The organism is uncultured Piscinibacter sp. (assembly GCF_937952055.1).
GTDB lineage: Bacteria > Pseudomonadota > Gammaproteobacteria > Burkholderiales > Burkholderiaceae_C > Piscinibacter.
The window spans coordinates 25,424-51,622 of the sequence record NZ_CALFYO010000010.1; the positions used below are offsets into that span (position 1 = coordinate 25,424).

At 69.8% G+C, this 26,199-nt stretch carries 26 protein-coding genes and 1 riboswitch; of the genes, 23 read left to right on the forward strand and 3 right to left on the reverse strand.

Translation table 11 applies throughout. From position 1 onward, the window contains the following. The first annotated feature begins 35 nt into the window (after positions 1–35). Complete coding sequence (locus tag Q0599_RS02935; RefSeq protein WP_298825406.1) at positions 36–449, forward strand: VOC family protein; 414 nt, start codon at positions 36–38, stop codon at positions 447–449. On the opposite strand, the gene Q0599_RS02940 is transcribed toward Q0599_RS02935, so the two are convergent. Continuing rightward, positions 437–1,429 carry a fumarylacetoacetate hydrolase family protein gene (locus tag Q0599_RS02940; RefSeq protein WP_298825408.1) on the reverse strand — a complete coding sequence of 331 codons (993 nt, stop codon included), beginning with the start codon at positions 1,427–1,429 and terminating at the stop codon, positions 437–439. The two genes, Q0599_RS02935 and Q0599_RS02940, sit on opposite strands and share 13 nt — an antisense overlap. Positions 1,430–1,470: 41 nt before the next feature. On the opposite strand from Q0599_RS02940, the gene Q0599_RS02945 reads away from it, so the two are divergent. From Q0599_RS02945 to Q0599_RS02970, 6 genes are all read left to right on the forward strand, one after another. After that, positions 1,471–2,619 carry a DUF3108 domain-containing protein gene (locus tag Q0599_RS02945; protein ID WP_298825951.1) on the forward strand — a complete coding sequence of 383 codons (1,149 nt, stop codon included), beginning with the start codon at positions 1,471–1,473 and terminating at the stop codon, positions 2,617–2,619. A 70-nt stretch (positions 2,620–2,689) separates the two neighbouring features. Next, a complete protein-coding gene (locus tag Q0599_RS02950; protein WP_298825410.1) occupies positions 2,690–2,953 on the forward strand; it encodes a DUF3567 domain-containing protein in 264 nt (87 codons plus the stop codon). Positions 2,954–3,119: 166 nt separating this feature from the next. Beyond that, on the forward strand, positions 3,120–5,432 hold the full coding sequence (locus tag Q0599_RS02955) for an ATP-binding protein (RefSeq protein WP_298825412.1): 2,313 nt from the start codon (positions 3,120–3,122) through the stop codon (positions 5,430–5,432). A gap of 103 nt (positions 5,433–5,535) precedes the next feature. Then, positions 5,536–6,615, forward strand: coding sequence for a diguanylate cyclase (locus Q0599_RS02960; protein WP_298825418.1), 1,080 nt, complete (start codon positions 5,536–5,538; stop codon positions 6,613–6,615). A 51-nt stretch (positions 6,616–6,666) separates the two neighbouring features. Next, positions 6,667–7,647: a bifunctional diguanylate cyclase/phosphodiesterase gene (locus Q0599_RS02965; RefSeq protein ID WP_298825421.1), complete on the forward strand. Its 981-nt coding sequence runs from the start codon at positions 6,667–6,669 to the stop codon at positions 7,645–7,647. Between the two features lie 33 nt (positions 7,648–7,680). Continuing rightward, on the forward strand, positions 7,681–8,730 hold the full coding sequence (locus Q0599_RS02970; RefSeq protein WP_298825423.1) for a homocysteine S-methyltransferase family protein: 1,050 nt from the start codon (positions 7,681–7,683) through the stop codon (positions 8,728–8,730). A gap of 80 nt (positions 8,731–8,810) precedes the next feature. On the opposite strand, the gene Q0599_RS02975 is transcribed toward Q0599_RS02970, so the two are convergent. Then, a complete protein-coding gene (locus Q0599_RS02975) occupies positions 8,811–9,374 on the reverse strand; it encodes an OmpA family protein (protein WP_298825442.1) in 564 nt (187 codons plus the stop codon). Between the two features lie 75 nt (positions 9,375–9,449). Next, positions 9,450–9,555: riboswitch (S-adenosyl-L-homocysteine riboswitch) on the forward strand. A gap of 41 nt (positions 9,556–9,596) precedes the next feature. On the opposite strand from Q0599_RS02975, the gene metH reads away from it, so the two are divergent. Together metH and Q0599_RS02985 are read left to right on the forward strand one after the other, a co-directional pair. After that, entirely contained in the window at positions 9,597–12,329 is a 2,733-nt protein-coding gene (gene metH / locus Q0599_RS02980; protein ID WP_298825445.1) for a methionine synthase, read from the forward strand. A gap of 144 nt (positions 12,330–12,473) precedes the next feature. Next, on the forward strand, positions 12,474–13,082 hold the full coding sequence (locus tag Q0599_RS02985) for a glycine zipper 2TM domain-containing protein (RefSeq protein ID WP_298825448.1): 609 nt from the start codon (positions 12,474–12,476) through the stop codon (positions 13,080–13,082). A gap of 7 nt (positions 13,083–13,089) precedes the next feature. Here Q0599_RS02985 and Q0599_RS02990 read toward each other — a convergent pair whose 3' ends face one another. Then, a complete protein-coding gene (locus tag Q0599_RS02990; RefSeq protein ID WP_298825451.1) occupies positions 13,090–14,610 on the reverse strand; it encodes a YifB family Mg chelatase-like AAA ATPase in 1,521 nt (506 codons plus the stop codon). Between the two features lie 117 nt (positions 14,611–14,727). Here Q0599_RS02990 and Q0599_RS02995 point away from each other — a divergent pair, with 117 nt between their 5' ends. From Q0599_RS02995 to Q0599_RS03060, 14 genes are all read left to right on the forward strand, one after another. Then, positions 14,728–15,651, forward strand: a complete 924-nt coding sequence (locus Q0599_RS02995) for a LysR substrate-binding domain-containing protein (RefSeq protein ID WP_298825454.1) — start codon at positions 14,728–14,730, stop codon at positions 15,649–15,651. Positions 15,652–15,739: 88 nt separating this feature from the next. After that, positions 15,740–16,429: a substrate-binding domain-containing protein gene (locus tag Q0599_RS03000; RefSeq protein WP_298825457.1), complete on the forward strand. Its 690-nt coding sequence runs from the start codon at positions 15,740–15,742 to the stop codon at positions 16,427–16,429. Positions 16,430–16,447: 18 nt separating this feature from the next. After that, positions 16,448–17,476, forward strand: coding sequence for an amidohydrolase family protein (locus Q0599_RS03005; RefSeq protein WP_298825459.1), 1,029 nt, complete (start codon positions 16,448–16,450; stop codon positions 17,474–17,476). A gap of 1 nt (position 17,477) precedes the next feature. Further along, positions 17,478–18,161 carry a 4-carboxy-4-hydroxy-2-oxoadipate aldolase/oxaloacetate decarboxylase gene (ligK, locus tag Q0599_RS03010; protein WP_298825462.1) on the forward strand — a complete coding sequence of 228 codons (684 nt, stop codon included), beginning with the start codon at positions 17,478–17,480 and terminating at the stop codon, positions 18,159–18,161. Next, the gene (locus Q0599_RS03015) at positions 18,161–19,069 is read left to right on the forward strand and encodes an NAD(P)-dependent oxidoreductase (protein WP_298825465.1); all 909 of its coding nucleotides are present in this window, start codon (positions 18,161–18,163) and stop codon (positions 19,067–19,069) included. Before ligK ends, Q0599_RS03015 begins: the two co-directional genes overlap by 1 nt. Beyond that, a complete protein-coding gene (locus tag Q0599_RS03020) occupies positions 19,066–19,983 on the forward strand; it encodes an amidohydrolase family protein (RefSeq protein ID WP_298825954.1) in 918 nt (305 codons plus the stop codon). The genes Q0599_RS03015 and Q0599_RS03020 overlap by 4 nt, the downstream gene beginning before the upstream one ends. Positions 19,984–20,066: 83 nt before the next feature. Continuing rightward, on the forward strand, positions 20,067–20,441 hold the full coding sequence (ligA, locus tag Q0599_RS03025; protein ID WP_298825468.1) for a protocatechuate 4,5-dioxygenase subunit alpha: 375 nt from the start codon (positions 20,067–20,069) through the stop codon (positions 20,439–20,441). Between the two features lies 1 nt (position 20,442). After that, the gene (locus Q0599_RS03030) at positions 20,443–21,300 is read left to right on the forward strand and encodes a class III extradiol dioxygenase subunit beta (protein WP_298825471.1); all 858 of its coding nucleotides are present in this window, start codon (positions 20,443–20,445) and stop codon (positions 21,298–21,300) included. Beyond that, complete coding sequence (locus tag Q0599_RS03035) at positions 21,297–22,256, forward strand: Gfo/Idh/MocA family oxidoreductase (protein WP_298825474.1); 960 nt, start codon at positions 21,297–21,299, stop codon at positions 22,254–22,256. Before Q0599_RS03030 ends, Q0599_RS03035 begins: the two co-directional genes overlap by 4 nt. Before the next feature lie 11 nt (positions 22,257–22,267). After that, on the forward strand, positions 22,268–23,266 hold the full coding sequence (locus Q0599_RS03040) for an aldo/keto reductase (RefSeq protein WP_298825477.1): 999 nt from the start codon (positions 22,268–22,270) through the stop codon (positions 23,264–23,266). 13 nt (positions 23,267–23,279) lie between these two features. After that, positions 23,280–24,026, forward strand: a complete 747-nt coding sequence (locus Q0599_RS03045; protein ID WP_298825480.1) for an alpha/beta hydrolase — start codon at positions 23,280–23,282, stop codon at positions 24,024–24,026. Between the two features lie 67 nt (positions 24,027–24,093). Beyond that, positions 24,094–24,435 carry a protocatechuate 4,5-dioxygenase subunit alpha gene (locus Q0599_RS03050; protein WP_298825483.1) on the forward strand — a complete coding sequence of 114 codons (342 nt, stop codon included), beginning with the start codon at positions 24,094–24,096 and terminating at the stop codon, positions 24,433–24,435. A gap of 1 nt (position 24,436) precedes the next feature. Next, positions 24,437–25,285, forward strand: coding sequence for a class III extradiol dioxygenase family protein (locus Q0599_RS03055; RefSeq protein WP_298825486.1), 849 nt, complete (start codon positions 24,437–24,439; stop codon positions 25,283–25,285). Positions 25,286–25,482: 197 nt separating this feature from the next. Then, positions 25,483–26,193 (forward strand): TorF family putative porin, encoded by a 711-nt coding sequence (locus Q0599_RS03060; protein ID WP_298825489.1) that lies wholly within the window; start codon positions 25,483–25,485, stop codon positions 26,191–26,193. Positions 26,194–26,199: the final 6 nt, after the last annotated feature.

Here is a 26,199-nt window from a genome sequence, read left to right on the forward strand (position 1 = left end):
GCTTACGATGCCATGAATCCGAAAACCTCCCCGTGATGAAAGCCCTCTTCCACCTCGCCTACCACGTCACCGACCTGGATGCCGCGCGGCGCTTCTACGGCGGCGTACTCGGCTGCCGCGAAGGCCGCAGCACCGACACCTGGGTCGACTTCGACTTCTTCGGCCACCAGATCTCGCTGCACCTCGGCGAGCCGTTTGCGACCACGAACAGCGGACGCGTCGGCGACAAGCTGGTGCCCATGCCGCACCTCGGCCTGATGCTGCAGCGTGCCGACTGGGAGGCACTGGCCGCGCGCCTGCGCGCGGCTGGCACCGAGTTCGTGCTCGAGCCGCAACTGCGCTTCGCGGGCCAGCCCGGCGAGCAGTGGACGATGTTCTTCCGCGATCCGTCGGGCAACCCGATCGAGGTGAAGGGGTTCGAGTCGCTGCAGACGATCTACGACGCCTGATCCGGCGGCGCGACCTTCTGCGCGATGGCTCCGAACACGGTGCTGCCGTCGCTGCCCTTCATCTCGAGGCGGATGGTGTCGCCGTAGCGCATGAACCCGGTCTTCGGCGCGCCCGTTTCGATGGTCTCGATGGCGCGCTTCTCGGCGATGCAGCTGTAGCCGCGCGACCAGTCCTTGTTGCTCACCGTGCCGCTGCCGACGATGCTGCCCGCGCGCACGTTGCGCGTCTTGCACAGGTGGGCGATCAGCTGGCCGAAGTGGAAGGTCATCTCCGGCCCGGCATCGCACAGGCCGACGCGCTTGCCGTTCCACACCGACTCCAGGTTGAGGTGCACGCGTCCGCCCTTCCAGGCGGCGCCGAGCTCGTCGGGCGTCACCGCCACCGGGCCGAAGGCGGTGGCCGGCTTGCTCTGCAGGAAGCCGAATCCCTTGGCCAGCTCGGCGGGGATGAGGTTGCGCAGGGACACGTCGTTGACCAGCATCAGCAGCCGGATGCCTTCCAGTGCCGCATCGGGGCTGCTGCCCATGGGCACGTCGCCGGTGACGACCGCGACCTCGGCCTCGAAGTCGATGCCGAAGTCCTCGCTGGGCACGACGATGTCGTCGGTGGGTCCGAGGAAGTCGTCGCTGCCGCCCTGGTACATCAGCGGGTCGGTGTAGAAGCTTTCGGGCACCTCGGCGCCGCGCGCCTTGCGCACCAGCTCGACGTGGTTGATGAAGGCCGAACCGTCGGCCCACTGGCAGGCGCGCGGCAGCGGCGCCATGCACTTCTCGGGTTCGAAGGCGAAGGCGTGCCGCGCCTTGCCGTGATTGAGCGTGAGGTACAGCTCCTCGAGCTGCGGCGACAGGAAGTTCCAGTCGTCCAGCACCTGCTGCAGCCGCGTCGCGATGCCGCTGGCATAGTGAGCGGTCGAGAGATCGCGCGAGACGACGACCAGCTGGCCGTCGCGCGATCCGTCCTTGTAGGTGGCGAGTTTCATGCGAGTGGCGGGGAAACGGTTGGCGAAAGGGGCAATTGTCGATGCTGTCGGCCGGGGGTGATCCGCGACGGCGCCGTGCCTTCGCCGCGCTGACCTTGCTGGCGTTGGGGCTTCATGCGCTGTTGCTCGGCGGCCTGGACCTCGGCCAGCCCACGCGCCCGGCCAGCCCGGTGTCGGCGGCGCTGCAGGTGCGCACGCTGTCGGCGGTGGTGGCCGAGGCGCCCGAGCCCGAGGCGCCGCCACCCGCGCCGGCCGCCGCGCCCCGCCCACGTCGCCGCGCACCGGCGGCCGCCGAGCCGGTGCCGCCGGTGGCCGTCGCCGTCGATGCGCCACAGCAGGCCACCGAACCGGTGCTGAACCCTGAGCCGCTGCAGAGCACGAACCCGAGTTCGATGCCGCTGCCCTCGGAAGTCGAGCAGCCGGCCGCAGGCGCAACCGCCCCCGCGGCCTCGTCTGCGGCTGCGGCTTCGGCTGCGGCACCGGCCGCGGCATTGGCTTCGGCCCCGGCAGCGGTCGAGCCGGCAGCCTCCGAAGGCGCGAGGCTGCCGCTGTACGCCACCCGCCTGCCGCCGCCGGCCACGCTGCGCTACGAACTGCGTCGCGGCCGCCTGACGGGCGGTGGCGAATTGCTCTGGCGCACCGACGCCGGCCGCTACCAGCTGCGACTGGAAGGCTCGGTGCTCGGCCTGAACGTGCTCACCCAGGTCAGCGAGGGCGCGCTCGACGAGACCGGCCTCGCGCCGCTGCGTTTCACCGACCAGCGCGCGCGCCGCGCCGCCGTGGCGGCCAATTTCGAGCGCGAGGCCGGTCGCATCCGCTTCTCCGGGCCGAAGACCGAACTGCCCTGGCAGCCGGGCGTGCAGGACCGCCTGAGCTGGATGATCCAGCTTGCCGCGGTGGCGGCGGCCGAACCACGGCGCCTGGCCGCCGGCGAGCACATCGTCCTGCAGGTGATCGGCGCGCGTGGCGACGCCTCGCTGTGGTCCTTCCGCAGCCTGGGCCCCGAAACACTGACGCTGTTCTCCGAACCTGTCGCGACGATGCGCCTGTTGCGCGAGCCGCGCTCGGACCACGACACGCGCGTGGAGGTGTGGCTGGACCCGGCGCGCCATCACCTGCCGGTGCGTGCCACCATGGGCAACAGTGACGAGGACCGGCTGGAACTGCGCCTGCGCGAACTGCTGCCGTGATCGCCGCCGGTCCTTGCAGGGCTTGATATTCGCGCCGATGGACTCAACTCGACTGCAGGAGAGTCCCCTCATGCAGATGCTCTACAACTCGGACAGCTTTGCGGTCGTCTCGTTCGACGTTCCCGTGGCCACGGAAGACAGCACCGCGTCCCGTGGCGGTTACGAGATCGTCGACAAGTTCGCGCGCAAGGAGATCTTCATCCAGGGCGCGCTGGCCGAAAGCTTCAAGCAGGGCGTGCAGGCGCTGATCGAGACCGATCCTTCGGAAGAAGAGATGGACGCGTACATCGAGCGCTACGCCATGCTGTCGCAGCAGCCGCTGGTGCTGCACTGACGCCGTCGCGCCCGTGGCCGGGCGCGTGAGTGACGCCCCGACCGAGGTGCGAAAGCGGTCGACGCGGCGCCGCCTCCTGCGTTATGGTCGCCAGGCCCCTGCGTTGGCCGGGGGCTTGCCGCTTGGCGCCCCGTGCGCCAAGATGGTTGTGCCCAGGAGGTGACCGATGGTGAAGCACAGCCGGAGCGCCGGTGAGGGCCGGCCGATCCTCTCGCCCGGCCTGCACGACGCGCCGGTGCTGGACCGCATGTGCTCGCACTTCGTGCTCTCGCTGACGATGCGCAACGTCGCGCGCTTCAACCCGCGGCGCGACTGGAACAGCCTGCTCTCGCTGACCGGCAAGCACCTCGTCTGGCCCGCCTCGGTGCTGCAGCGGCTGCGCGGTTTCCTCAACGGCCGCTGCCGCGTCAACGAGCAGTGGCGCGGTCACGAGGTCTTGTCCGACGCCGCCTTCGTCGAGCGCCACGGCGCCTGGCGCGGCCCCTACGAGGAGGGCACGCTGTTCTTCTACCTCGACGAGTACGTCAAGGACGCGCCGAAGGACCTGCTTGCCGTGCTCGGTGCCACCGCCGACTGGCTGGAGCGCAGCCTGAAGAAGGAATCGACGCTGGTCGAGAAGAACATCGACGCCCTCGCCGGCCTGCTTCAGCTCAACCCCGCCGAGCGTGCGCTGCTGCTGTACGGCACGCTGGCCCGCTACCAGCGCGACCTGCGCGGCCTGCTCGTCGAGTTCAAGGTCAGCAATGCGCAGGAGGCCTACGCAGCGATCGCCCGCGTGGCCGGCGTCAACGAGTCCGACGTGGCCGAGGCGCTGCGCGCAGGTTCGCGGCTCGAACGCATCGGCATGGTCGAGAACCTCATTTCGGAGCACAACATCACCGACCTCGCCGACCTGATGAAGGTCAGCGAGCAGTTGCCGCCGGTGCTCATGCGCCACTACGAGGGCCCGTCCGACCTGATGGCGGTGTTCACCCGGCCGGCCGCCCGCAGCGAGCTGGGCGAAACCGACTTCCACTACGTCGGCGACGACTGCCGCATGATGACTGCGCTGCTGCGCTCTGCGGTGGCGCGCAAGGAGCCCGGCGTCAACATCCTGCTCTATGGGCCTCCCGGCACCGGCAAGACCGAGTTGGCCAAAGTGGCGGCGCAAGCCGCGGGCCTGGAGCTCTACGAGGTGGAGTACGCCGACCGCGACGGCAACTCGCTGTCCGGCCGCGACCGCTACCGCTCGCTGCAGATCAGCCAGGTGTTCCTCAAGGGCAGCGCCAACGTGGCGCTGCTGTTCGACGAGGTGGAGGACGTGTTTCCGCCGATCTCCACCGACGCCGCGCAGCTGATGGCGAGACTGGACAGCGGCGACGCCGCGCCCACCGGCAGCGTCAGCGGCAAGGCCTGGGTGAACCAGATCCTCGAGACCAACCCGGTGCCGGTGATCTGGGTCACCAACCGCATCGAGCAGATCGACCTCGCCTTCCGCCGCCGCTTCCAGTACCACCTCGAGCTGAAGAGCCCGCCGCCGGGCGCGCGCGAGGCGCTGGTGGCGCGCGCGCTGGCCGGCGTGGACGTGGGCGAGACCTTCGCCGCCCGGCTGTCCGAGCGCCGCGGGCTCACGCCGGCGCAGATCCGCACCGCAGTGAAGTTCGCGCGCTTGGCCGGCGAGGGCGGCGCGCTCGGCACCGAGGCGCTGATCGAGCGGCAGCTCGGCAATGCCGACAAGGCGCTGGGCAATGCCGGCGCCGAGCGCGCCGCCCGGCGTGTGGTGACGCGCTACGACCTCTCGCTGCTGAACACCGAGTCCCGTTTCGAAGTGCCGAAGATCGTCGAGGCGCTGCGCCGCAAGGGCTTCGGAACGCTGTGCTTCTACGGTCCGCCTGGCACCGGCAAGACGGCACTGGCCGAGCACCTCGCCGCCGAATTGCGGCGCCCGCTGATGGTTCGGCAGGCCAGCGACCTGGTCAGCAAGTTCGTCGGAGAGACCGAACAGAACATGGCGAAGATGTTTGCCGAGGCCGAGTCCGAGCAGGCGGTGCTGCTGCTCGACGAGGCCGACAGCTTCCTGCGCAGCCGGCGTCTGGCCGAGCGCAACTACGAGGTCAGCGAGGTCAACGAGATGCTGCAGGGCATGGAGCGCTACGCCGGCGTGTTCATCTGCACGACCAACCTGTTCCAGGACCTCGACGAAGCGGCGCTGCGGCGCTTCACCTTCAAGATCCAGTTCAAGTCGCTGACGCCGGAGCAGCGCGAGCGCATGTTCGTCGCCGAGGCGCTGGACGGCGACGAAACACGGCTCACCGGCGAGCAGCGCAAGCGGCTGCGCGTGATGGACCTGCTTGCGCCGGGCGATTTCGCCGCCGTGAAGCGGCAGGTGGACGTGCTCGGCGAGCGCTTCGAGCCCGACGAGTTCCTCTCGCAGCTCGAGGCGGAGCACCGGGTCAAGCCGGAGGTGCGCCAGCGGCGCGGCATCGGCTTCGTGCAGTGATCCGGGCGGGTGCGTGACACACCGCACGCCGCGAGCGTGCGGACCCTGCAGACGGCGCGGATGGCGCCGATAAGGCCGGATTGGATTCCCCTGCACGCGCGCCTTGCCCTCCGACGCCCTCATCACCTGGCAGTTCAGTCCGGCACTCGACTTCGCTGCCTGGGCGCTGGCCGCCCTGGCCTTCTACGTCGCCCAGGACCTGGCGCGCCGCCTCGGTGGCACGAGCGGTCGCGCTGCGGTGTGGTGGCTGGCCGGCGCCGCGGTCTCGCTCGGCACCGGGCTGTGGAGCATGCACTTCGTCACGCTGGCGGGGCGGCCGCTGCACATCGCGGTCGGCTACGGCGGCGCAGCGACCGCGGCCATCTGGCTGGCGGACGTGGCCGCGAGCGCGGCGGCGCTTCGCCTCGGCCTGGCCGGCCCGCTGCGACCGGTCCGCGTGCTGGGTGCCGCGCTGCTGTTCGCCGGGGTGGCGGTGGCCACCGGCATCGGCCAGGTCACCGACATGCGCCTGACGCCGGCGCCGCACTGGCGGGCGTTGGGGCCTGGACTGGCCGTGCCGGCGCTGGCCGCGCTGCTCGCCGCCGCCGTCTGGCTGGCCGGCGTGCCGCGCGGCGTCGAGCTGCGCTGGCGCGTCTCGGCCGCGGCGCTGGCTGCGCTCGGCCTGCTCGGTGCCCACCGCCTCGTCGCGCTGGCGGCGGCAGTGCCGCAGGACGCGGTGTCGCTGAACCAGACGGCCTGGCTCGCCGACTCCACGCTGGCGCTGCTGGCGGCCGTCGCCACGTTCGCCCTGGGCGCGACGCTGCTCGCGCTGTCGGTGATGGAGTCGCGCATGCGGCTGGCGCTGCGTGCCGCGATCGAACGCGTCGAGGCCGCGGCGCGTACCGATGCGCTGACGCAATTGCCCAACCGGCTGTCCTTGGAGGCGCGTCTGGATGCCGGCGCGCGCCGTGCCGCACAGGCGCCGATGCCGATGGCGGTGCTCTTCATCGCGCTGGAAAAGTTCAAGCCGGTCAATGACTCCTTCGGCCGTCGCGTCGGCGACCTGCTGCTGCAGGCCACGGCGCAGCGGCTGCGTGCCGCGGCCGGCTCGCGAGGCATGCTGGCGCGGGTGGGCGGCGTCGAATTCGTGCTGATGCTCGGGCCGGGCACCGGCCGCGGCGAAGCCGCCGAGGCGGCGCAGTGACTGCTCGACGCGCTCGCCGAGCCCTGCGAGATCGAAGGCCGGTCGATGCCGGTGAGCGCCTCGATCGGCATCGTGCTCCACCCGCGCGACGGCGCGCTGTCGACGGCCATGGCCCACGCCGAAGCGGCGTCGCGCGAGGCCAAGCGCAACGGCGGCGCGACCTTCGCCTTCTTCGAGACGCGCATGCTCGGCGACGCCCGCGAGCAGATCGAGCTGCTGCGCGACCTGCGCCAGGCCGTGTCGCGCCAGCAGCTCGAGTTGTACTACCAGCCCAAAGTGCATGCGCCGACCGGCGAGATCACCGGCGCCGGGGCATTGCTGCGCTGGCACCACCCGCAGCGCGGCATGGTCAGCCCGGCGCAGTTCGTGCCTCTGGCCGAGCGCCACGGCCTGATCGGCACGCTTGGCCAGTGGGTCATCGAAGAGGCCTGCCGGCAGACGCGCGCCTGGCGAGACCAGGGCCTGCGCATGCGTGTGGCGATCAACCTGTCGGTGCATCAGCTGCGCCAGCCCGACCTCGCCGAGCGCATCGCCGCGGCCCTGCAGCGCCACCAGGTGCACCCGCAGCGGCTGACCTGCGAGATCACCGAGTCCGCGGCGATGGAGGACGCCGAGGGCACGCACGCGATCTTCGAGAGGCTCGCCGCGGTGGGCGTGCACCTGTCGGTCGACGACTTCGGCACCGGCTACTGCAACTTCGCGATGCTGCGCAAACTGCCGGCCGAGGAGCTGAAGATCGACCGCAGCTTCGTGCTCGACCTGGAGAGCAGTGCCGACGCGCGCGCAGTCGTCGATGCCGTGGTCAAGCTCGCCCAGGCGCTGGGCCGCAGGGTGGTCGCCGAGGGCGTGGAGTCGGAGGGTCAGGCGCAGGTGCTGCGCGCGCTCGGCTGCGACGTGCTGCAGGGCTACCTTTACGCCAAGCCGATGTCGGCCAAGGCGCTGGCGCAGTGGGCGATGACCGAGGTCGGCCCGAGGACGCTCGACTTCAGCGCCTCGCTGTTCCAGAACACGCAGCCGACGTCCCTGCACTGAACGGGGCGTGGGGCCCGCTCCTAGAATGCCGGGATGAAGATGCCCGCCTACACTCGCGCCGCCGACCTGCCCGAGATCCTCGCCAAGCGCATCGTCGTGCTCGACGGCGCGATGGGCACGATGATCCAGCGCCACAAGCTCGGCGAGGCGGACTATCGCGGAGAGCGCTTCGAGCGCCACCCGAAGGACCTGAAGGGCAACAACGAGCTGCTGCAGTTCACGCGGCCCGACGTGATCTCGCAGATCCACGAGCAGTACCTCGCCGCCGGCGCCGACATCGTCGAGACCAACACCTTCGGCGCGACGCGTGTGGCGCAGGAGGACTACGGCCTCGCGCCGCTGGCGCGCGAGATGAACGTGGCCGCCGCGAAGCTCGCGCGCGCCGCCTGCGACAAGTTCAGCACGCCCGACAAGCCGCGCTTCGTGGCCGGCGCGCTCGGCCCGACGCCGCGCACCGCGAGCATCAGCCCCGACGTCAACGACCCTGCGGCGCGCAACGTCAGCTTCGACGAGTTGCGCGACGCCTACCGCGAGCAGGCCGACGGCCTGCTCGAGGGCGGCGCCGACCTGTTCCTCGTCGAGACCATCTTCGACACGCTCAATGCCAAGGCGGCGATCTTCGCGCTCGACGAACTGATGGAAGAGACCGGCGAGCGCCTGCCGGTGATCCTCTCCGGGACCGTGACCGACGCCTCCGGGCGCATCCTCTCCGGGCAGACGGTGACCGCCTTCTGGCACAGCGTGCGCCACGCCAGGCCGCTTGCCGTGGGCCTGAACTGCGCGCTCGGCGCGGCGCTGATGCGCCCCTATCTCGAGGAACTGGCGCGCGTGGCGGACGACACCTTCATCAGCTGCTACCCGAACGCCGGCCTGCCCAATCCGATGAGCGAGACCGGCTTCGACGAGACGCCGGAGATCACCGGCGGCCTGCTCGAGGAGTTCGCCAAGGCCGGCTTCCTCAACATCGCCGGCGGCTGCTGCGGCACCACGCCCGAGCACATCGCGCAGATTGCGCAGCGCGTCGGCCGCTATCGGCCCCGCTGCTGCGGGGCCAGCCTGTTCGGCAGCCTGCAGGCGGCCTGATCGGGACCACGGCAGCGGCTTGTGCAGGATCTGGCGCAAGCCGCGGCGTGCCGAGCCGGGCTGCCGCGCACGGCGTTCGTTCAGCGCTCGGCGCGCTCGCCGACGAGGATCTCGAGCCGGCCGTCGGCCGCGTTGCGGCCGCGCGGCGACTGACCCGACACCACCATGCGGCGCGCCGGCACGCCGCGCATCACCATCCAGTCGCGTGCGCTGGCAGCGCGGTCCAGTGCCAGCGCGGCGCCGCCGCGCCGGTCGACCGGCCCGACAATCTGCACCTCGGCGCGCGGCAGCGTGCGCAGCGAAGCGGCCACCTTGTCGAGCCAAGCGCCGGCGGTGGGTGTCAACGCAGGGCGCCCGGCCGCGAAGCTGTCGTCGGCGGGCAGGCTGATCCACAGTCGCTGGTCGCTGGTCTGCGAGACGTCCGCGCCCGAGCCGAACAGCGAAGCGCGCAGCTGCGCGCCGGCCGATTCCAGGCGCGGCGTCCAGGCCCAGGCACCGGACGGAGCGACCGGCAGCGGCGCGGCAGCAACCGGCGGCGGCACCGCGGGCGTCTGGACTTGCGGCAGCGCGCAGCCGCCGAGCGCCAGTGCCGCTGCCGCGACGGCCGTCGTGGTTCGGCTTGTGACGCGTTCGCACGGGAACATGCCGTCGATTGCAGCCCATGGCCGGGCCGCGGGCAAGACCGGGCTTGCGAGCATCCGTAACCGTACAATGGGCGTTCGCCCGAGGAGCGTTGCGACGACCGGGACCGCCTCAGGTCCTTTGCGGTCGCCAGGCTCGGGCGGAGCGGACCAAACGGCCCGCGTTCAACGGCGCTCACCCGACCTTGGTCGCGGTGAGCCCGCGGCCCCGATGGAAGCGCCGCGATGACCGCCACTGCCCGCCCCGTGCCACCGATGAAGCTGTCCGGCCTGGAGCCGGTGGAGATCGGGCCTGGCTCGTTGTTCGTCAACATCGGCGAGCGCACCAACGTGACGGGCTCCAAGGCCTTCGCGCGCCTGATCCTCAACGGGCAGTTCGAGGAGGCGCTGTCGGTGGCGCGCCAGCAGGTCGAGAACGGCGCCCAGGTCATCGACATCAACATGGACGAGGCCATGCTCGACAGCAAGGCCGCGATGGTGCGCTTCCTCAACCTGATCGCCGGCGAACCGGAGATCGCGCGGGTGCCGATCATGGTCGACAGCTCCAAGTGGGAGGTGATCGAGGCCGGCCTGAAGTGCATGCAGGGCAAGGGCATCGTCAACTCGATCTCGCTGAAGGAGGGCGAAGCGGTCTTCCGCCAGCAGGCCAAGCTGGTCCGGCGCTACGGCGCCGCGGCGGTGGTGATGGCCTTCGACGAGACCGGCCAGGCCGACACCTACCAGCGCAAGATCGAGATCTGCGCGCGCGCCTACCGCGTCCTCGTCGACGAGGTCGGCTTCCCGCCCGAGGACGTCATCTTCGACCCGAACATCTTTGCCATCGCCACCGGCATCGAGGAGCACGACAACTACGCCGTCGACTTCATCGAGGCGACGCGCTGGATCAAGCAGAACCTGCCCGGCGCGAAGGTGTCGGGCGGCGTCAGCAACGTCAGCTTCAGCTTCCGCGGCAACGACCCGGTGCGCGAGGCCATCCACACCGTGTTTCTCTACCACGCCATCCAGGCGGGCATGGACATGGGCATCGTCAACGCCGGGATGATCGGCGTCTACGACGATCTCGACGCCGAACTGCGCGAACGTGTCGAGGACGTGGTGCTGAACCGCCGCACGGACGCCGGCGAGCGCTTGGTCGAGATCGCCGAGCGCGCCAAGGGCGCGGCCAAGGACGACTCGGCGCGCCTTGTCTGGCGCGCCGGCACGGTCGACGAGCGGCTCAGCCACGCGCTGGTGCACGGCATCACGGAATTCATCGTCGAGGACACCGAGGCCGCCTGGCAGGCAGTCAAGGCCGGCGGCGGACGTCCGCTGCACGTCATCGAGGGCCCGCTGATGGCCGGCATGAACATCGTCGGAGACCTGTTCGGCCAGGGCAAGATGTTCCTGCCGCAGGTGGTGAAGAGCGCGCGTGTGATGAAGCAGGCGGTCGCCCACCTGCTGCCCTACATCGAGGCCGAGAAGCTCGCGATGGTCGAGGCCGGCGGTGAGGCGAAGGCCAAGGGCAAGATCGTCATCGCCACCGTGAAGGGCGACGTGCACGACATCGGCAAGAACATCGTCACCGTCGTGCTTCAGTGCAACAACTTCGAGGTCGTGAACATGGGCGTGATGGTGCCGTGCCAGGACATCCTGGCGCGCGCCAAGGTCGAGGGCGCCGACATCATCGGCCTGTCCGGCCTGATCACACCCAGCCTGGAAGAAATGCAGCATGTCGCGGCGGAGATGCAGCGCGACGACTTCTTCCGCATGAAGAAGATCCCGCTGCTCATCGGCGGGGCGACGACCAGTCGCGTGCACACCGCGGTGAAGATCTCGCCGCACTACGAGGGACCGGTGGTCTACGTTCCCGACGCCAGCCGCTCGGTGGGCGTGTGCTCCGACCTGCTCTCCGACGGCCGCGCCGCCGCCTTCATCGACGAACTGAAGGCCGACTACGAGCGCGTGCGCGTGCAGCATGCGAACAAGAAGAGCACGCCGCTGGTGACGCTTGCCGCCGCGCGGGCGAACAAAACGCCGATCGACTGGACCTCCTACGTGCCGCCGAAGCCGAAGTTCATCGGCCGGCGCATCTTTCGCAACCAGGACCTCGCCGAGATCGCCGGCTGCATCGACTGGGGCCCTTTCTTCCAGACCTGGGACCTGGCGGGGCCGTACCCGGCCATCCTCACCGACGCGGTCGTCGGCGAGTCGGCGCGGCGCGTGCTCTCCGACGGCCAGCGCATGCTCAAGCGGCTGATCGAGGGCCGCTGGCTCACGGCCAATGGCGTGGTCGGCCTGTACCCGGCCAACACCGTCAACGACGACGACATCGAGATCTACGCCGACGAGTCACGCCAGAAGGTGCTGATGACCTGGCGCGGCCTGCGCGTGCAGACCGAGCGGCCGGTGGTCGACGGCGTGAGGCGGCCGAACCGCTGCCTGGCCGACTTCGTGGCGCCGAAGTCCAGCGGCCTGGCCGACCACGTGGGCCTGTTTGCCGTCACCGCCGGACTGGGCGTGGACAAGAAGGAGAAGCAGTTCCTCGACGACCACGACGACTACAGCGCGATCATGCTCAAGGCGCTGGCCGACCGCCTGGCCGAGGCCTTCGCCGAGCGCTTGCACCAGCGCGTGCGCACCGAATTCTGGGGCTATGCGCCCGACGAGTCGTTGAGCAATGCCGAACTGATCGCCGAGAAGTACCGCGGCATCCGTCCCGCCCCCGGCTACCCTGCCTGCCCGGACCATGGCGTCAAGCGCGACCTGTTCCGCGTGCTGCAGTGCGAGGAGATCGGCATGGGCCTCACCGAGAGCCTGGCCATGACGCCGGCGGCGAGCGTGAGCGGCTTCTACCTCGCACACCCGGACGCCGTGTATTTCAACGTCGGCAAGGTCGGCGAGGATCAGCTGACCGACTGGGGGGCACGCAGCGCGCTCGATGCGGCGCAAGTCCGCCGCTCGTTGGCCTCGCTGCTGTAGCGGGGGCGCCTCGACACGTGACCGGCGGTCGCCAGGCGCCCGTTGCACTGACCTTCTGTTACCACTGATGCCTGCGCGGCAGGCATCGAGGTCGGCCGTTGCAGTCGAATGGGCGTTGTCACCGAGATTCCCTGGAGAACAAACATGAGCATCGACACTTCCCCCGGCGCAGTGCCTGCGGCCAGGCCCCCGTCGCGCACCGTCTGGCTGATCGCCGGGGTGCTCGGCGCCGCTTCGCTGGCCGCCGGCGCCGGCATGATGGCGCGCAAGGGCCTGCCCGAGCCGGCCACGCAACCGGTGCCGGTGCAGGAGGCTGCAGCGCCCGATCCCAAGCCGGACGTCAAGCCGGTGCAGAAGCTCGCCGCGGCGCCCAAGGCGGCGCCCGCCGCGCCCAAGGTCGCGGCGGCCCCCGTCTGTCGCGACTGCGGCGTGGTCGAGTCGGTGCGGGCGATCACGAAGAAGGGCGAGGCCAGCGGCGTCGGCGCGGTGGCCGGCGGTGTGCTCGGCGCGGCGCTGGGCAACCAGGTCGGTGGGGGCAATGGTCGCAAGGCGATGACCGTGATCGGCGCCGTCGGCGGCGGCGTAGCCGGTCACGAGATCGAGAAGCGAGCCAAGAGCACCACCGTGCACCAGGTCACCGTGCGCATGGACGACGGCTCCGTGCGCACCATCGAGCAGGCGACGGCGCCGCAGACCGGTGAGCGGGTGCAGGTCGAGGGCAACAAGCTCAGGCCGCTGCCGGCACGCGGCTGACGCCGGCTCAGCGCGCCGCCATCACGCGGCGGTACTGGACCGCCTCCGCGACATGCGGCAGCGCAATGCGTTCGCTGCCCGCCAGGTCGGCGATGCTGCGCGCCACGCGCAGCACGCGGTGGAAGCCGCGCGCCGACCAGCCCAGCCTCAGCGTTGCGTGCTGCAGGAAGGCGTCTGTCGCGGCGTCGAGCGCGCCATGGCGCTCCAGCGCCTCGCCGGCCAGGCCGTGGTTCAGCACACCCTGCCGTTCCAGCGCACGCCCGCGGGCCGCGGCAACGCGCTCGGCGATGCGGGCACTCGGCTCGCCGTCGGCCGCGGCCGAGAGAGCCTGCGGTGCGACGGCCGGCACCTCGACCTGCAGGTCGATGCGGTCGAGCAGCGGCCCACTCAGCCGCGACTGATAGCGTGTCACTTCGTCCGGCGTGCAGCGGCAGTCGTGCAAGGGGCTGCCGTGATGGCCGCAGGGGCAGGGATTCATCGCCGCCAGCAGCTGGAAGCGTGCCGGGTAGTCGCACTGCCGGGCGGCGCGCGAGATCGTCACGCGGCCGGTCTCCAGAGGTTCGCGCAGGGCTTCGAGGGCCTGCCGCGGGTACTCCGGCAGCTCGTCGAGGAAGAGCACGCCATGGTGGGCAAGCGAAATCTCGCCGGGCCGCGGCGGTGAGCCGCCGCCCACCAGTGCGGCCGACGAGGCGCTGTGGTGCGGCGCGCGCAGCACACGCTCGCCCCATCGGTGCGATCCGCCAGCGGTGGTCAGGCTGAGCAGCGCCGCCGACTCGATCGCCTCGTCGTGGGTGAGCGGCGGCAACAGGCCGGGAAAGCGTTGCGCGAGCATCGACTTGCCGCTGCCCGGCGGGCCGACCAGCAGCACGCTGTGCCCGCCCGCCGCGGCGATCTCCAGCGCACGCTTGGCGGCCGCCTGACCCTTCACGTCGCGCAGGTCTGCGACCGGCGGTGCGAGGGGCAGGGCCAGCGGCTCGGCCCACGGCAGCGGCGTGGCCGCCGGGCCCGGCAGCAGCGCGCGCACCACGTCGAGCAGGTGGCTCGCCGCATGGATGCACACGCCGTGCACGTGCGCCGCCTGCGCCGCGCTGTCGGCGGGCAACACCATCGCACGCGGCGGCTCGGTGGCCTCGTGCGCCGCGGCGAGCGCCATTGCCAGCGCACCGCGCACCGGACGCAGTTCGCCGGCGAGCGAGAGCTCCCCCGCGAACTCGAAAGCCGCGAGCCGGGCCGCCTCGATCTGTCCGCTCGCCGCGAGGATGCCGATCGCGATCGGCAGGTCGAAGCGGCCGGACTCCTTGGGCAGGTCTGCGGGCGCCAGGTTCACGGTGATGCGCTTGTTGGTCGGAAACTCGAGCCCGCTGGTCTGCAGCGCGGCGCGCACCCGCTCGCGCGCCTCCTTGACCTCGGTGTCGGCGAGGCCCACCAGCGTGAAGCTCGGCAGGCCGTTGGCGAGATGCACTTCCACCGTGACGGGCGGGGAGCGCAGGGCATCGAGGGCGCGGCTGTGGACGACGGCGAGCGACATGCCGCCATTCTTCGCCGGCGGTGGGCGCCTGTCCTTCCCCCGCGCGGGCGGCGCGGGAGGGCCCCCGAATTTCCCCCAAGTGGGGTGCGCTACAGTCGCCGACAGCCCCGTACCCGCATGAACCTCACACAGCTGCGCTACTTCGTCCGCGTTGCCGAGATGGGCAGCTTCAGCAAGGCCGCCATCGAGCTGGACGTCGCGCAGCCGGCGCTGAGCCGCCAGGTGCGCCTGCTCGAGACCGACCTGCGCGTGACGCTGCTGCAGCGCACCGGCCGCGGCGTGCTGCTGACCGATGCGGGCAAGCGGCTCTACGAGCATGCCGTGAGCATCCTGCAGCTCGTCGCCCATGCGCGCGAGGACCTCAGCGCCAGTCGCGACGAGGCCACCGGCCGCATCGTCGTCGGCCTGCCGCCGAGCATGGGTCGCATGCTCACGCTGCCGTTGGTCGATGCCTTCAAGCAGCACCTTCCCAAGGCACGGCTGGCCATCGTCGAGGGATTGTCGGCGCACATCGTCGAGTGGATCTCCACCGGCCGCGTCGACCTCGGCCTGGTGCACAACCCCGATGCCAACCCGGCGATCGAGACGATCCACGTGCTCGACGAGCCGCTGTGCCTGGTCAGCGCGGCCAAGGGGCCGGCGCGCAGGCCGCCGCCGCTGCACTTCGCCGAACTCGTCACGCTGCCGCTGGTGGTGCCCGAGCACAGCCACGCCATCCGCAAGCTGCTCGAGACGCAGGCGGCGCTGGCCGGGCTGAAGCTGAACATCGCCTACGAGGTGTCCAGCGTCAGCTCGATCCTGGAGCTGGTGCGCAGCGGCCATGGCCATGCGGTGCTGGCACCGAGCGCCATCGCCGCCTCGGGCCAGGCCGCGGCCTTCCGCATGCGGCCGCTGGCCGAGGGTGTGCTGACGAGCACGCTGTGCCTGGCGCTGTCGGCGCACAAGCCGGCGACGCCGCTGGTCAAGCAGGCGATGCGCCTGCTGCGCGAACTGGTGGTGGCCAGCGTCGACAGGCCGCGGGCCCATAACAGGATGCGATAGCAGCTAGCGGTGCCATTCGATTGGCGCGGTGTTCGCCCCGCCGCAGAATGAGTCTCCACTTCCTCCGGGCAGGCCCCTGCGCGAGACCATGACCCCCCGCATCACCGGCATCTCGTCGATGGCGACCCGCGCGCTGCTCGCCGAGCTGGCGCACACCTACGAGCAGCGCGCGGGCGTGTCGGTGGCCATCGAGTCGGTCGGCGGCGTCGACGCGGCGAGACGCGTGCAGGACGGCGAGGCCTTCGACGTGGTGGTGCTCGCCTCGGACGCGATCGACAAACTGGCCGCGGCCGGCCGCGTGCTCGCCGCCAGCAAGGTCGACCTGGTGCACTCCGGCGTGGCGGTGGCGGTGCGTGCCGGCGCGCCGCGGCCGGACATCGGCAGCGAAGCGGCGGTGCAGCGTGCGGTGCTCGCGGCGCGGCGCATCGGCTACTCGACCGGCCCGAGCGGGACGGCGCTCGTCAGGCTGTTCGAACGCTGGGGCCTGCTGCCCCAGCTCGAAGGCCGTCTCGTGCAGGCGCGCGCCGGTGTGCCGGTCGGCTCGCTGGTTGCCGCCGGCGAGGTCGAGATCGGCTTCCAGCAGCACTCCGAACTGATCCACCTCGACGGCATCAGCATCGTCGGCCCGCTGCCGCCGGCGATCCAGATCGACACCGTCTTCTGCGCCGCGGTGTGCACGGCCTCGCGCCAGCCCGAGGCCGCACGCTTGCTGCTCGCCTTCATGAGCTCGGCCGAGACGGCCGACGCCAAACGCCGGCAGGGCATGGACCCGGCCTGATTCCCCAGGAGCGTTCCGATGATCATCGACATCCACGGCCACTACACCACCGCGCCGAAGGCGCTGGAAGACTGGCGCAACCAGCAGATCGCCGGCATCAAGGACCCGGCGGCGAAGCCCAAGGTGGCCGACCTGAAGATCTCCGACGACGCGCTGCGCGAGTCGATCGAGCTCAATCAGCTGGCCAAGATGCGTGAGCGCGGCAGCGACCTGACGATCTTCAGCCCGCGCGCCAGCTTCATGGCCCACCACATCGGCGACTTCGAGGTGTCGAGCACCTGGGCAGCGATCTGCAACGAGCTCTGCTTCCGCGTGTCGCAGCTGTTCCCGGACCATTTCGTCCCTGCCGCGATGCTGCCGCAGTCGCCGGGCGTCGACCCGAAGACCTGTGTGCCGGAGCTGGTGAAGTGCGTCGAGCAGTACGGCAACGTGGCCATCAACCTGAACCCCGACCCGTCGGGGGGGCACTGGAAGGAGCCGCCGCTGACCGACCGCCACTGGTACCCCATCTACGAGAAGATGGTCGAGTACGACATCCCGGCGATGATCCATGTCAGCACGAGCTGCAACGCCTGCTTCCACACCACCGGCGCGCACTACATCAACGCCGACACCACGGCGGTGATGCAGTTGATCCAGGGCGACCTGTTCAAGGACTTCCCGACGCTGAAGTTCATCGTGCCGCACGGCGGTGGCGCCGCACCCTACCACTGGGGCCGCTACCGCGGCCTGGCGCAGGAGTTGAAGAAGCCGCTGCTGAAAGACCACCTGCTGAACAACGTGTTCTTCGATACCTGCGTGTACCACCAGCCGGGCATCGATTTGCTGACCACCGTGATCCCGGTGGCCAACATCCTGTTCGCCAGCGAGATGATCGGCGCGGTGCGCGGCATCGACCCCGAGACCGGCTTCCACTACGACGACACGAAGCGCTACATCGAGGCGAGCACCCAGTTGACGCCCGAGCAGAAGCACATGATCTACGAGGGCAATGCGCGGCGCGTCTACCCGCGCCTCGATGCCGCGCTCAAGAAGAAGGGGAAGTGAGATGTACGAACTCGGAGTCGTCTACCGCAACATCCAGCGCACCGATGCCACCATCGCCGACGGCCTGGCGAAGTTCGGCAGCGCCACGGTGCATGAGGCGATGGGCCGCGTCGGCCTGATGAAGCCGTACATGCGCCCGATCTACGCCGGCGCGCAGGTCTCGGGCACGGCGGTCACCGTGCTGCTGCATCCGGGCGACAACTGGATGATGCACGTCGTCGCTGAACAGATCCGCCCCGGCGACATCGTCGTCGCGGCCATCACCGCCGAGTGCACCGACGGCTACTTCGGCGACCTGCTCGCCACCAGCTTCCAGGCGCGCGGCGCGCGGGCGCTGATCATCGACGCCGGCGTTCGCGACGTGAAGGCGCTGGCCGAGATGGGCTTTCCGGTGTGGAGCAAGGCCATCAGCAGCAAGGGCACGATCAAGGCGACGCTCGGCTCGGTGAACATCCCGGTGGTGTGCGCGGGTGCGTACGTGACACCGGGCGACGTGATCGTCGCCGACGACGACGGCGTGGTGTGCGTGCCGCGGGCGATGGCGGCCAGGACACGCGAGGCCGCCGCGGCCCGCGAGGCCAACGAGGGCGAGAAGCGCGCCAGGCTGGCCTCGGGCGTGCTCGGCCTGGACATGTACAAGATGCGCGAGCCGCTCGAGAAGGCGGGACTCAGGTACATCGACTGATGGCCACGACCATTGCGCTCATCGGCTACGGGGAGGTGGGGCGCATCCTCGCCGAGGACCTGCGTGCGCGCGGCGAGGCCGTCGTCGCCTACGACCTGAAGCTCGCCGGCGAGGCGGGAGGCGCGCTGCGCGAGCACGCGTCGACGCACGGCATCTCGCTGGCGACCTCACACGCCGACGCGGTGCGCGGCGCCGATCTGGTCGTCTCCGCCGTCACCGCCAGCCAGGCCGTGGTGGTGTCGCAGGCCTGTGCGGGGGGGCTGAAGTCCGGCGCGTTCTTCCTCGATTTCAACTCGGCCTCGCCAGGGGCGAAGATCCGAGCGGCGTCCGTGGTCAACGGCGCCGGAGGCCGGTACGTCGAGGGGGCGGTGATGACCTCGGTGCCACCCTATCGCATCAAGGTACCGCTGCTGCTCGGCGGGCCAGACGCGGCGGCGCTCGAGCCGCTGCTCGACCATCTCGGCTTCGCCGCCAAGGTGGCCAGCGAGACGCTCGGTGTGGCCAGCGCCACCAAGATGTGCCGCAGCGTGATGATCAAGGGCCTGGAGGCCATGGTCATCGAGAGCTTCACCGCGGCGCGCCACTACGGCGTCGAGGACGCGGTGATCGCCTCGTTGAAGGAGACACTCCCCGCCATCGACTGGGAGAAGCAGGCGGCCTACTTCTTCCAGCGCGTCATCGAACATGGCCGGCGCCGCAGCGAGGAAGTGCGCGAGGTGGCCGAAACCGTGCGCGAGGCCGGTCTCGAACCCTGGAGCGCCGCCGGCACCGCCGAGCGCCAGGCCTGGGTGGCCGATCTTGCCGACGCGGGCCTGTTCGGTGCCCGCGGCACGGAGGCATTTGCCCGCAGCGCCGACTGGCGCATCGAAGCCGACCGCATCCTCGATCACGTCAAGAAGAAACCCTGATGGAATTCACCAAGACCCCCGGCTGGCTGGACTGGTACGCCGGCCCGAGCCAACCGCAGTTCCGCCTGCCGCCCGGCAGCGTCGACGCGCATTGCCACGTGTTCGGCCCGGGTGCGGAGTTTCCCTACGCGCCGGAGCGCAAGTACACGCCTTGCGACGCCTCGAAGCAGCAACTCTTCGCACTGCGCGACCACCTCGGCTTCGCTCGCAACGTGATCGTGCAAGCCACTTGCCACGGTGCCGACAACCGCGCGATGGTCGACGCCTGCCTTGCGTCGAACGGCAAGGCGCGCGGTGTGGCCACCGTCAAGCGCAGCGTGAGCGACACCGAACTGCAGCAGCTGCATGCGGCCGGCGTGCGCGGCGTGCGCTTCAACTTCGTCAAGCGGCTGGTCGACTTCACGCCCAAGGACGAGCTCATGGAGATCGCCGGACGCATCGAGAAGCTCGGCTGGCACGTGGTGATCTACTTCGAGGCGGTCGACCTGCCCGAGCTGTGGGACTTCTTCACCAGCCTGCCGACCACGGTCGTCGTCGACCACATGGGCCGGCCCGACGTGACCTTGCCGGTGGACGGGCCGCAGTTCGAGCTGTTCGTGAAGTTCATGCGTGACTACCCGAACGTCTGGAGCAAGGTGAGCTGCCCGGAGCGGCTGTCGGTGTCCGGCCCGTCGGCGCTGAACGGCGAGCGTCACGCCTACCGCGACGTGGTCCCGTTCGCGCGGCGCATCATCGAGACCTTTCCCGACCGCGTGCTGTGGGGCACCGACTGGCCGCACCCCAACCTGAAGAACCACATGCCCGACGACGGACTGCTGGTCGACTTCATCCCGCACATCGCGACCACCCCCGAACTGCAGCGCAAGCTGCTGGTCGACAACCCGATGCGCCTGTACTGGCCCGAGGAGGTCTGACGTGAAACCCCAAGCTCATATTCGTTCGCTGCCCGCCAAGGGGGCGCATGCCTGCCTTGGGGCGGCCCTGCGGGAGGCATGACATGGCACTCGACAAACCGTACAAGAACGTGCCCGGCACGACCATCTTCGACGCCGAGCAGTCGCGCAAGGGCTACCACCTGAACCAGTTCTGCATGTCGCTGATGAAGGCCGAGAACCGGGCGCGCTTCAAGGCCAACGAACGTGCCTACCTCGACGAGTGGCCGATGACCGAAGAACAGAAGCAGGCCGTGCTGGCACGCGACCTGAACCGCTGCATCGCGCTGGGCGGCAACATCTACTTCCTCGCCAAGATCGGCGCCACGGACGGCAAGAGCTTTCAGCAGATGGCCGGCAGCATGACCGGCATGAGCGAAGAGGAATATCGCAACATGATGATCAACGGCGGCCGCGATCCGCGTTGGGGCAGGAACTGAGATGGCCAAGATCACCGCTTCCGTCTATACCAGCCACGTGCCGGCCATCGGCGTGGCCATCGACCAGGGCAAGACGGGCGAGCCTTACTGGCAGCCCCTCTTCAAGGGCTACGAGTTCTCCAAGCAATGGATGAAGGACAACACGCCCGACGTGATCTTCCTCGTCTACAACGACCACGCCACGGCCTTCAGCCTGGAGCTGATTCCCACCTTCGCGATCGGCTGCGCCGCCGAGTTTCAGCCGGCCGACGAGGGATATGGTGCGCGGCCGGTGCCCAAGGTCATTGGCCATCCGGAGCTGGCTTCGCACATCGCGCACAGCGTGATCCAGGACGACTTCGACCTCACCATCGTCAACAAGATGGACGTGGACCACGGCCTGACCGTGCCGCTGTCATTGATGTGCGGCCAGCCGCAGGCCTGGCCCTGCCCGGTGATCCCGTTCGCGGTCAACGTGGTGCAGTACCCGGTGCCCTCGGGCAAGCGATGCTTCCAGCTCGGCCAGGCGATCCGTCGGGCGGTGGAGAGCTACGACGAGCCGCTCAAGGTGCAGATCTGGGGCACCGGCGGCATGAGCCACCAGCTCCAGGGGCCGCGCGCCGGGCTGATCAACCGCGAGTGGGACAACCGCTTTCTCGACCGTCTGATCGCCGAGCCGGCCGAACTCGCCAAGGTGCCGCATCTCGAGTACGTGACCGAGGCCGGCAGCGAGGGGATCGAGCTGGTGATGTGGTTGATCGCCCGCGGCGCGATGAGCGACGTCGCCGGCAGCGGCAAACCGCCGCGCGTGGCGCACCGCTTCTTCCATGTGCCGGCCTCCAACACGGCCGTCGGCCATCTCATCCTGGAGAACTCATGAGCAAGACGATTCGGGTGGCGCTGGCCGGCGCCGGCGCCTTCGGCATCAAGCACCTCGATGCGATCAAGCTGATCGACGGCGTGCAGGTCACCTCGCTGGTCAGCCGCGACCTCGACAAGACGAAGGAGGTGGCCGCGAAGTACGGCATCGGCCACTGCACCACCGACCTTGGCGAGAGCCTGGCGAGGCCGGACGTGGACGCGGTGATCCTGTGCACGCCCACGCAGATGCACGCCTCGCAGGCCATCGCCTGCATGAAGGCGGGCAAGCACGTGCAGGCGGAGATCCCGCTGGCGGATTCGCTGCGCGACGCGTATGCGGTGGTCGGGATGCAGGAGCAGACCGCTCTGGTGGCGATGTGCGGCCACACGCGGCGCTTCAACCCCAGCCACCAGTGGGTGCGCAAGAGGATCCTCGCCGGCGAGTTCAACATCCAGCAGATGGACGTGCAGACCTACTTCTTCCGGCGCACGAACATGAACGCGCTCGGCCAGGCGCGCAGCTGGACCGACCACCTGCTGTGGCACCACGCCGCGCACACGGTGGACCTGTTCGCCTACCAGGCGCGCAGCCCGATCGTGAAGGCCAACGCCATCCAGGGGCCGATCCATCCGACCCTGGGCATTGCGATGGACATGTCCATCCAGCTCAAGGCCGCGAATGGCGCGATCTGCACGCTCAGCCTGTCGTTCAACAACGACGGGCCGCTGGGCACCTTCTTCCGCTACATCGGCGACAGCGGCACCTACATCGCGCGCTACGACGACCTGGTCACCGGCAAGGACGAGAAGATCGACGTGTCGAAGGTGGACGTGTCGATGAACGGCATCGAGTTGCAGGACCGCGAGTTCTTCGCTGCCATCCGGGAAGGCCGCGAGCCGAACGCGAGCGCGGCCCAGGTGCTGCCCTGCTACGAGGTGCTGCACGACCTGGAGCGCCAACTGGCGCAGGGCTGAGCGAGGCAGCCATGAAGACGCGGCGGATCGGCCCCTTCGAGGTCTCGGCCATCGGGCTGGGCTGCATGAACCTCAGCCATGCCTATGGCGCACCGCCGCCGGAAGACGCCGCGCAGGCCCTGCTGCGCGAAGCGCTCGATCTCGGCGTGACCTTCTTCGACACTGCCGCGCTCTACGGCTTCGGCGCCAACGAGGAATTGGTCGGCCGCACGCTGGTGCAGGATCGCGCGAAGTTCGTGCTGGCGAGCAAGTGCGGACTGCATGGTGTGAAGGACGGCAACGGCTTCAAGCGCGTCGTCGACGGCCGGCCCGAGACGCTGAAGTGGAGCTGCGAGCAGAGCCTGAAGCGGCTGCGCACCGACCACATCGACCTGTTCTACCTGCACCGCTGGGACAAGCAGGTGCCGATCGAGGACAGCGTCGGCGCGCTGGCCGACCTGGTGCGCGAGGGCAAGGTGCGCGCCATCGGCCTGTCCGAGGTGTCGGCCGCGACGCTCAAGCGCGCGCACGCCGTGCACCCGATCGCCGCGCTGCAGACCGAGTACTCGCTGTGGACGCGCAACCCCGAGATCGCGGTGCTCGACGCCTGCCGGGAGATCGGCGCCGCCTTCGTCGCCTTCAGCCCGCTGGCGCGCGGCTACCTCGGCGGCGCGCTGCGCGACGTGGCCACGCTCGACGCCAAGGACTTGCGCCGCAGCATGCCCCGCTTCGAACCGTCCGCCTATGCGGAGAACCTGAAGCTGCTCGACGGCTTCGAGGCGGTCGCCGCAGAGCTCGGCTGCACCAGTGCGCAGCTTGCGCTGGCCTGGGTGCTGGCGCGCGGCGAGCACGTGGTCGCCATTCCCGGCACGACGAAGATGGCGCATCTGCGCGACAACGTCGGTGCGGCGGACATCGGCCTGTCCGCCTCGACGATGGCGCGGCTGGAGGCGTTGATCAATCGCCGCAACGTCGTCGGTGCGCGCTACGACGCTGCCGCGCAGGCTGGTGTGGACACCGAGGAGTTCTGAGCCGCCTGCTGCAATGACGCGACCGACCCTGCTGCTGCTGCCCGGCCTGATGTGCGACCGCGCCGTGTGGTCCGAACAGATCGAGGCGCTGTCTCCGGCTTTCGATTGCGTCGTGCCGCACTACGGCGAACTGGACTCGCTCGCGGCCATGGCGGCGAAGGTGCTGAGCGAGGCGCCACCGGGCCCGCTGGCGGTGGCCGGCCATTCGATGGGCGGACGCGTCGCCTTCGAGATGGTGATGCAGGCACCGCAGCGCATCGAACGCCTCGCACTGCTCGACACCTCCTGCCACCCGTTGCCGCCGGGCGAGGAGGGCGAGCGGGAGCGCGCCGGCCGCCACGCGCTGCTGGCGATCGCACGCGCGCAGGGCATGCGCGCGATGGCGCGCGCATGGGCGAAGGACATGGTGCATCCGAGCCGGCGGGCCTCGCCGGTGTTCGAGGCCGTGCTCGACATGTTCGAGCGCGGCTCGCCGGCCGCGTTGGCCGCGCAGATCGAGGCCCTGCTCGGGCGGCGCGACGCCACCGGGTTGCTCGCGCACCTCGACCTGCCCACGCTGCTGCTGTGCGGCCGCGAGGACGGCTGGAGCCCGCCGTCGCGCCACGAGTTCATGCACCAGCGCATTGCCGGGTCGCGGCTGGTGATCCTCGAGCAATGCGGCCACATGAGCACGATGGAGCAACCTGCGGCGGTGACGGCGGCGCTCGCCGACTGGCTGGCGGCGCCGGGCGAACCGCGCGCGCCCTCCGTCAAGGATTGAGACAGGTCAAGCCCTCACGGCGCGAAGAGCGGCTCAATCGCGGCTCACGCCCGGTGAGGAGCCCGCCATGCCCACCCCCATTCCCGGCACCACGCTGTTCGACAGCGTCCAGGCCCGCAAGGGCTATGCGCTGAACAAGATGTGCTTCTCGTTCAACGACGCGGCCAACCGCGAGGCCTTCCTGCGCGACGAGGAAGGCTACTGCGCGCGCTACCGGCTCAACCCCGAGCAGCGCGAGGCGGTGAGGGCGCGCAACGTGCTGGCGATGATCGCCGCCGGCGGCAACGTCTACTACCTGGCCAAGCTCGCCGGCATCTTCGGGCTGGACGTGCAGGACCTCGGCGCACAGCAGACCGGCATGACCAAGGATGCCTTCAAGGCGAAGCTGGTCGAGGCGGGAAGGAGCTGACATGGCCAGGATCGTCGGCGGCATCATGAGTTCGCACGTGCCGGCCATCGGCCGCGCCATCGCCCGCAACCTGCAGCAGGATCCCTACTGGCAGCCGTGGTTCGCCGGTTTCCCGCCGGTGCACCAGTGGCTGGCGGAGGTCAAGCCCGACGTGGCGGTGGTGGTCTACAACGACCACGGGCTGAACTTCTTCCTCGACAAGATGCCCACCTTCGCGGTGGGCGCCGCGCCGGAGTACCGCAATGCGGACGAAGGCTGGGGCATTCCGGTGGTGCCACCGTTTCAGGGTGACCTCGACCTGTCGTGGCACCTGATCGAATCGCTGGTGCGCGACGAGTTCGACGTGACCACCTGCCAGGAGATGTTCGTCGACCATGCCTTCACCCTGCCGATGGCGCTGTTGTGGCCTGGCCTCGGCGCCTGGCCGGTTCGCACCGTGCCGGTGTGCGTGAACACGGTGCAGTTTCCGCTGCCCAGCGCGGCGCGTTGCTGGAAGCTCGGCGAGGCGATCGGCCGCGCGGTGGAGGGGTGGGCGAGCGACGCACGCGTCGTGGTCATCGGTACCGGCGGCCTGTCGCACCAACTCGACGGCGAGCGCGCCGGCTTCATCAACAAGGAGTTCGACCAGCGCTTCATGGACAGCCTGGTGCGTGACCCGCAGTGGGCGACGCGCTACACCAACCACGAGCTGGTCGAGAAGGCCGGGACGCAGGGCATCGAACTGCTGATGTGGCTGGTCACCCGCGCCGCGCTGACCGGCCGGGTCAGCAGGCTGCACTCGAACTACCACATCCCGATCTCGAACACGGCGGCTGGCCTGCTGCTGCTCGACAACCAGCCGTTGCGCTGAACCCGCGCCACGCCGGGAGGCGTGACGGCGCACCAAAGTAGGGCCAAGTGGGGTGGCGCACTGAATCCGTGCGCTTCGGGATCCTTTCGTGCGCGCGCAGCGCGCTTATGGGGCATGCGAGGGGGCTGCGGTCTTGGCACAGAAGCTGCAGACCTAGGGGTGAGACCCATTCACCTCACCAACCCGGAGCCATGAGCATGAAGAAATCGATCCTTGCGTTTGCCGCGCTCGCCGTCTTTGCCGGCGCTGCCGCCGCCGATGGCCTGTCGGCCAATGTCAGCGTGGTCAGCAAGTACAAGTACCGCGGCCAGGATCAGAGCGATCCGCTGAAAGACGTCGTGCCCGCCATCCAGGGCGGCTTCGACTACACGATGGGCGGCCTCTACCTGGGCAACTGGAACTCGTCCATCGGCTTCGGCGGCGGCACGGAGATGGACTTCTACGGCGGCTACAAGGGCGAAGCCGGCGGCGTCGGCTACGACGTCGGCCTGCTGACCTACTACTACCCCGGCACTGGCGCCGACGTGGCCAACACCACCGAGATCTACGGTGCGGTGAGCTACAGCATCGCCACGCTGAAGTACTCGCACGTGGTCTCGAAGGACTATTTCGGCTATGGCGACTTGCTCGGCGGCGTGAAGGGCCGCGGCACCGGCTACCTCGACCTGTCGCTGAACTATGAGGTCGCCAAGGGCCTGACGCTGAACGGCCACGTGGGCTTCACCAAGCTGGCCAGCGAACTGAAGGATGGCGGGCTGGTGAACTACACCGACTACAAGGTTGGTGCCACCTACGACCTCGGCGATGGCCTGTCGGTCTCGGGCGCCTACGTCGGCGCGAACAAGAAGGATGTCTGGGGCGACCTGAACAAGGGCCGTGTCGTCGTGGCCCTGTCCAAGGCCATGTGATCGTCG

What these genes read in the sequence shown, in the direction of transcription:
- Q0599_RS02995 (WP_298825454.1), top strand. Translation starts at nt 14,728, where the DNA reads ATGAACCTCACACAGCTGCGCTACTTCGTCCGCGTTGCCGAGATGGGC.
- Q0599_RS03035 (WP_298825474.1), top strand. Translation starts at nt 21,297, where the DNA reads ATGAGCAAGACGATTCGGGTGGCGCTGGCCGGCGCCGGCGCCTTCGGC.
- Q0599_RS02950 (WP_298825410.1), top strand. Translation starts at nt 2,690, where the DNA reads ATGCAGATGCTCTACAACTCGGACAGCTTTGCGGTCGTCTCGTTCGAC.
- Q0599_RS03045 (WP_298825480.1), top strand. Translation starts at nt 23,280, where the DNA reads ATGACGCGACCGACCCTGCTGCTGCTGCCCGGCCTGATGTGCGACCGC.
- Q0599_RS03060 (WP_298825489.1), top strand. Translation starts at nt 25,483, where the DNA reads ATGAAGAAATCGATCCTTGCGTTTGCCGCGCTCGCCGTCTTTGCCGGC.
- Q0599_RS03015 (WP_298825465.1), top strand. Translation starts at nt 18,161, where the DNA reads ATGGCCACGACCATTGCGCTCATCGGCTACGGGGAGGTGGGGCGCATC.
- Q0599_RS02955 (WP_298825412.1), top strand. Translation starts at nt 3,120, where the DNA reads ATGGTGAAGCACAGCCGGAGCGCCGGTGAGGGCCGGCCGATCCTCTCG.
- Q0599_RS02935 (WP_298825406.1), top strand. Translation starts at nt 36, where the DNA reads ATGAAAGCCCTCTTCCACCTCGCCTACCACGTCACCGACCTGGATGCC.
- Q0599_RS02975 (WP_298825442.1), bottom strand. Translation starts at nt 9,374, where the DNA reads ATGTTCCCGTGCGAACGCGTCACAAGCCGAACCACGACGGCCGTCGCG.
- Q0599_RS02985 (WP_298825448.1), top strand. Translation starts at nt 12,474, where the DNA reads ATGAGCATCGACACTTCCCCCGGCGCAGTGCCTGCGGCCAGGCCCCCG.
- Q0599_RS03005 (WP_298825459.1), top strand. Translation starts at nt 16,448, where the DNA reads ATGATCATCGACATCCACGGCCACTACACCACCGCGCCGAAGGCGCTG.
- Q0599_RS02990 (WP_298825451.1), bottom strand. Translation starts at nt 14,610, where the DNA reads ATGTCGCTCGCCGTCGTCCACAGCCGCGCCCTCGATGCCCTGCGCTCC.
- Q0599_RS02970 (WP_298825423.1), top strand. Translation starts at nt 7,681, where the DNA reads ATGAAGATGCCCGCCTACACTCGCGCCGCCGACCTGCCCGAGATCCTC.
- Q0599_RS03055 (WP_298825486.1), top strand. Translation starts at nt 24,437, where the DNA reads ATGGCCAGGATCGTCGGCGGCATCATGAGTTCGCACGTGCCGGCCATC.
- ligA (WP_298825468.1), top strand. Translation starts at nt 20,067, where the DNA reads ATGGCACTCGACAAACCGTACAAGAACGTGCCCGGCACGACCATCTTC.
- Q0599_RS03030 (WP_298825471.1), top strand. Translation starts at nt 20,443, where the DNA reads ATGGCCAAGATCACCGCTTCCGTCTATACCAGCCACGTGCCGGCCATC.
- Q0599_RS03000 (WP_298825457.1), top strand. Translation starts at nt 15,740, where the DNA reads ATGACCCCCCGCATCACCGGCATCTCGTCGATGGCGACCCGCGCGCTG.
- Q0599_RS02945 (WP_298825951.1), top strand. Translation starts at nt 1,471, where the DNA reads ATGCTGTCGGCCGGGGGTGATCCGCGACGGCGCCGTGCCTTCGCCGCG.
- Q0599_RS03050 (WP_298825483.1), top strand. Translation starts at nt 24,094, where the DNA reads ATGCCCACCCCCATTCCCGGCACCACGCTGTTCGACAGCGTCCAGGCC.
- Q0599_RS03040 (WP_298825477.1), top strand. Translation starts at nt 22,268, where the DNA reads ATGAAGACGCGGCGGATCGGCCCCTTCGAGGTCTCGGCCATCGGGCTG.
- ligK (WP_298825462.1), top strand. Translation starts at nt 17,478, where the DNA reads ATGTACGAACTCGGAGTCGTCTACCGCAACATCCAGCGCACCGATGCC.
- Q0599_RS02940 (WP_298825408.1), bottom strand. Translation starts at nt 1,429, where the DNA reads ATGAAACTCGCCACCTACAAGGACGGATCGCGCGACGGCCAGCTGGTC.
- metH (WP_298825445.1), top strand. Translation starts at nt 9,597, where the DNA reads ATGACCGCCACTGCCCGCCCCGTGCCACCGATGAAGCTGTCCGGCCTG.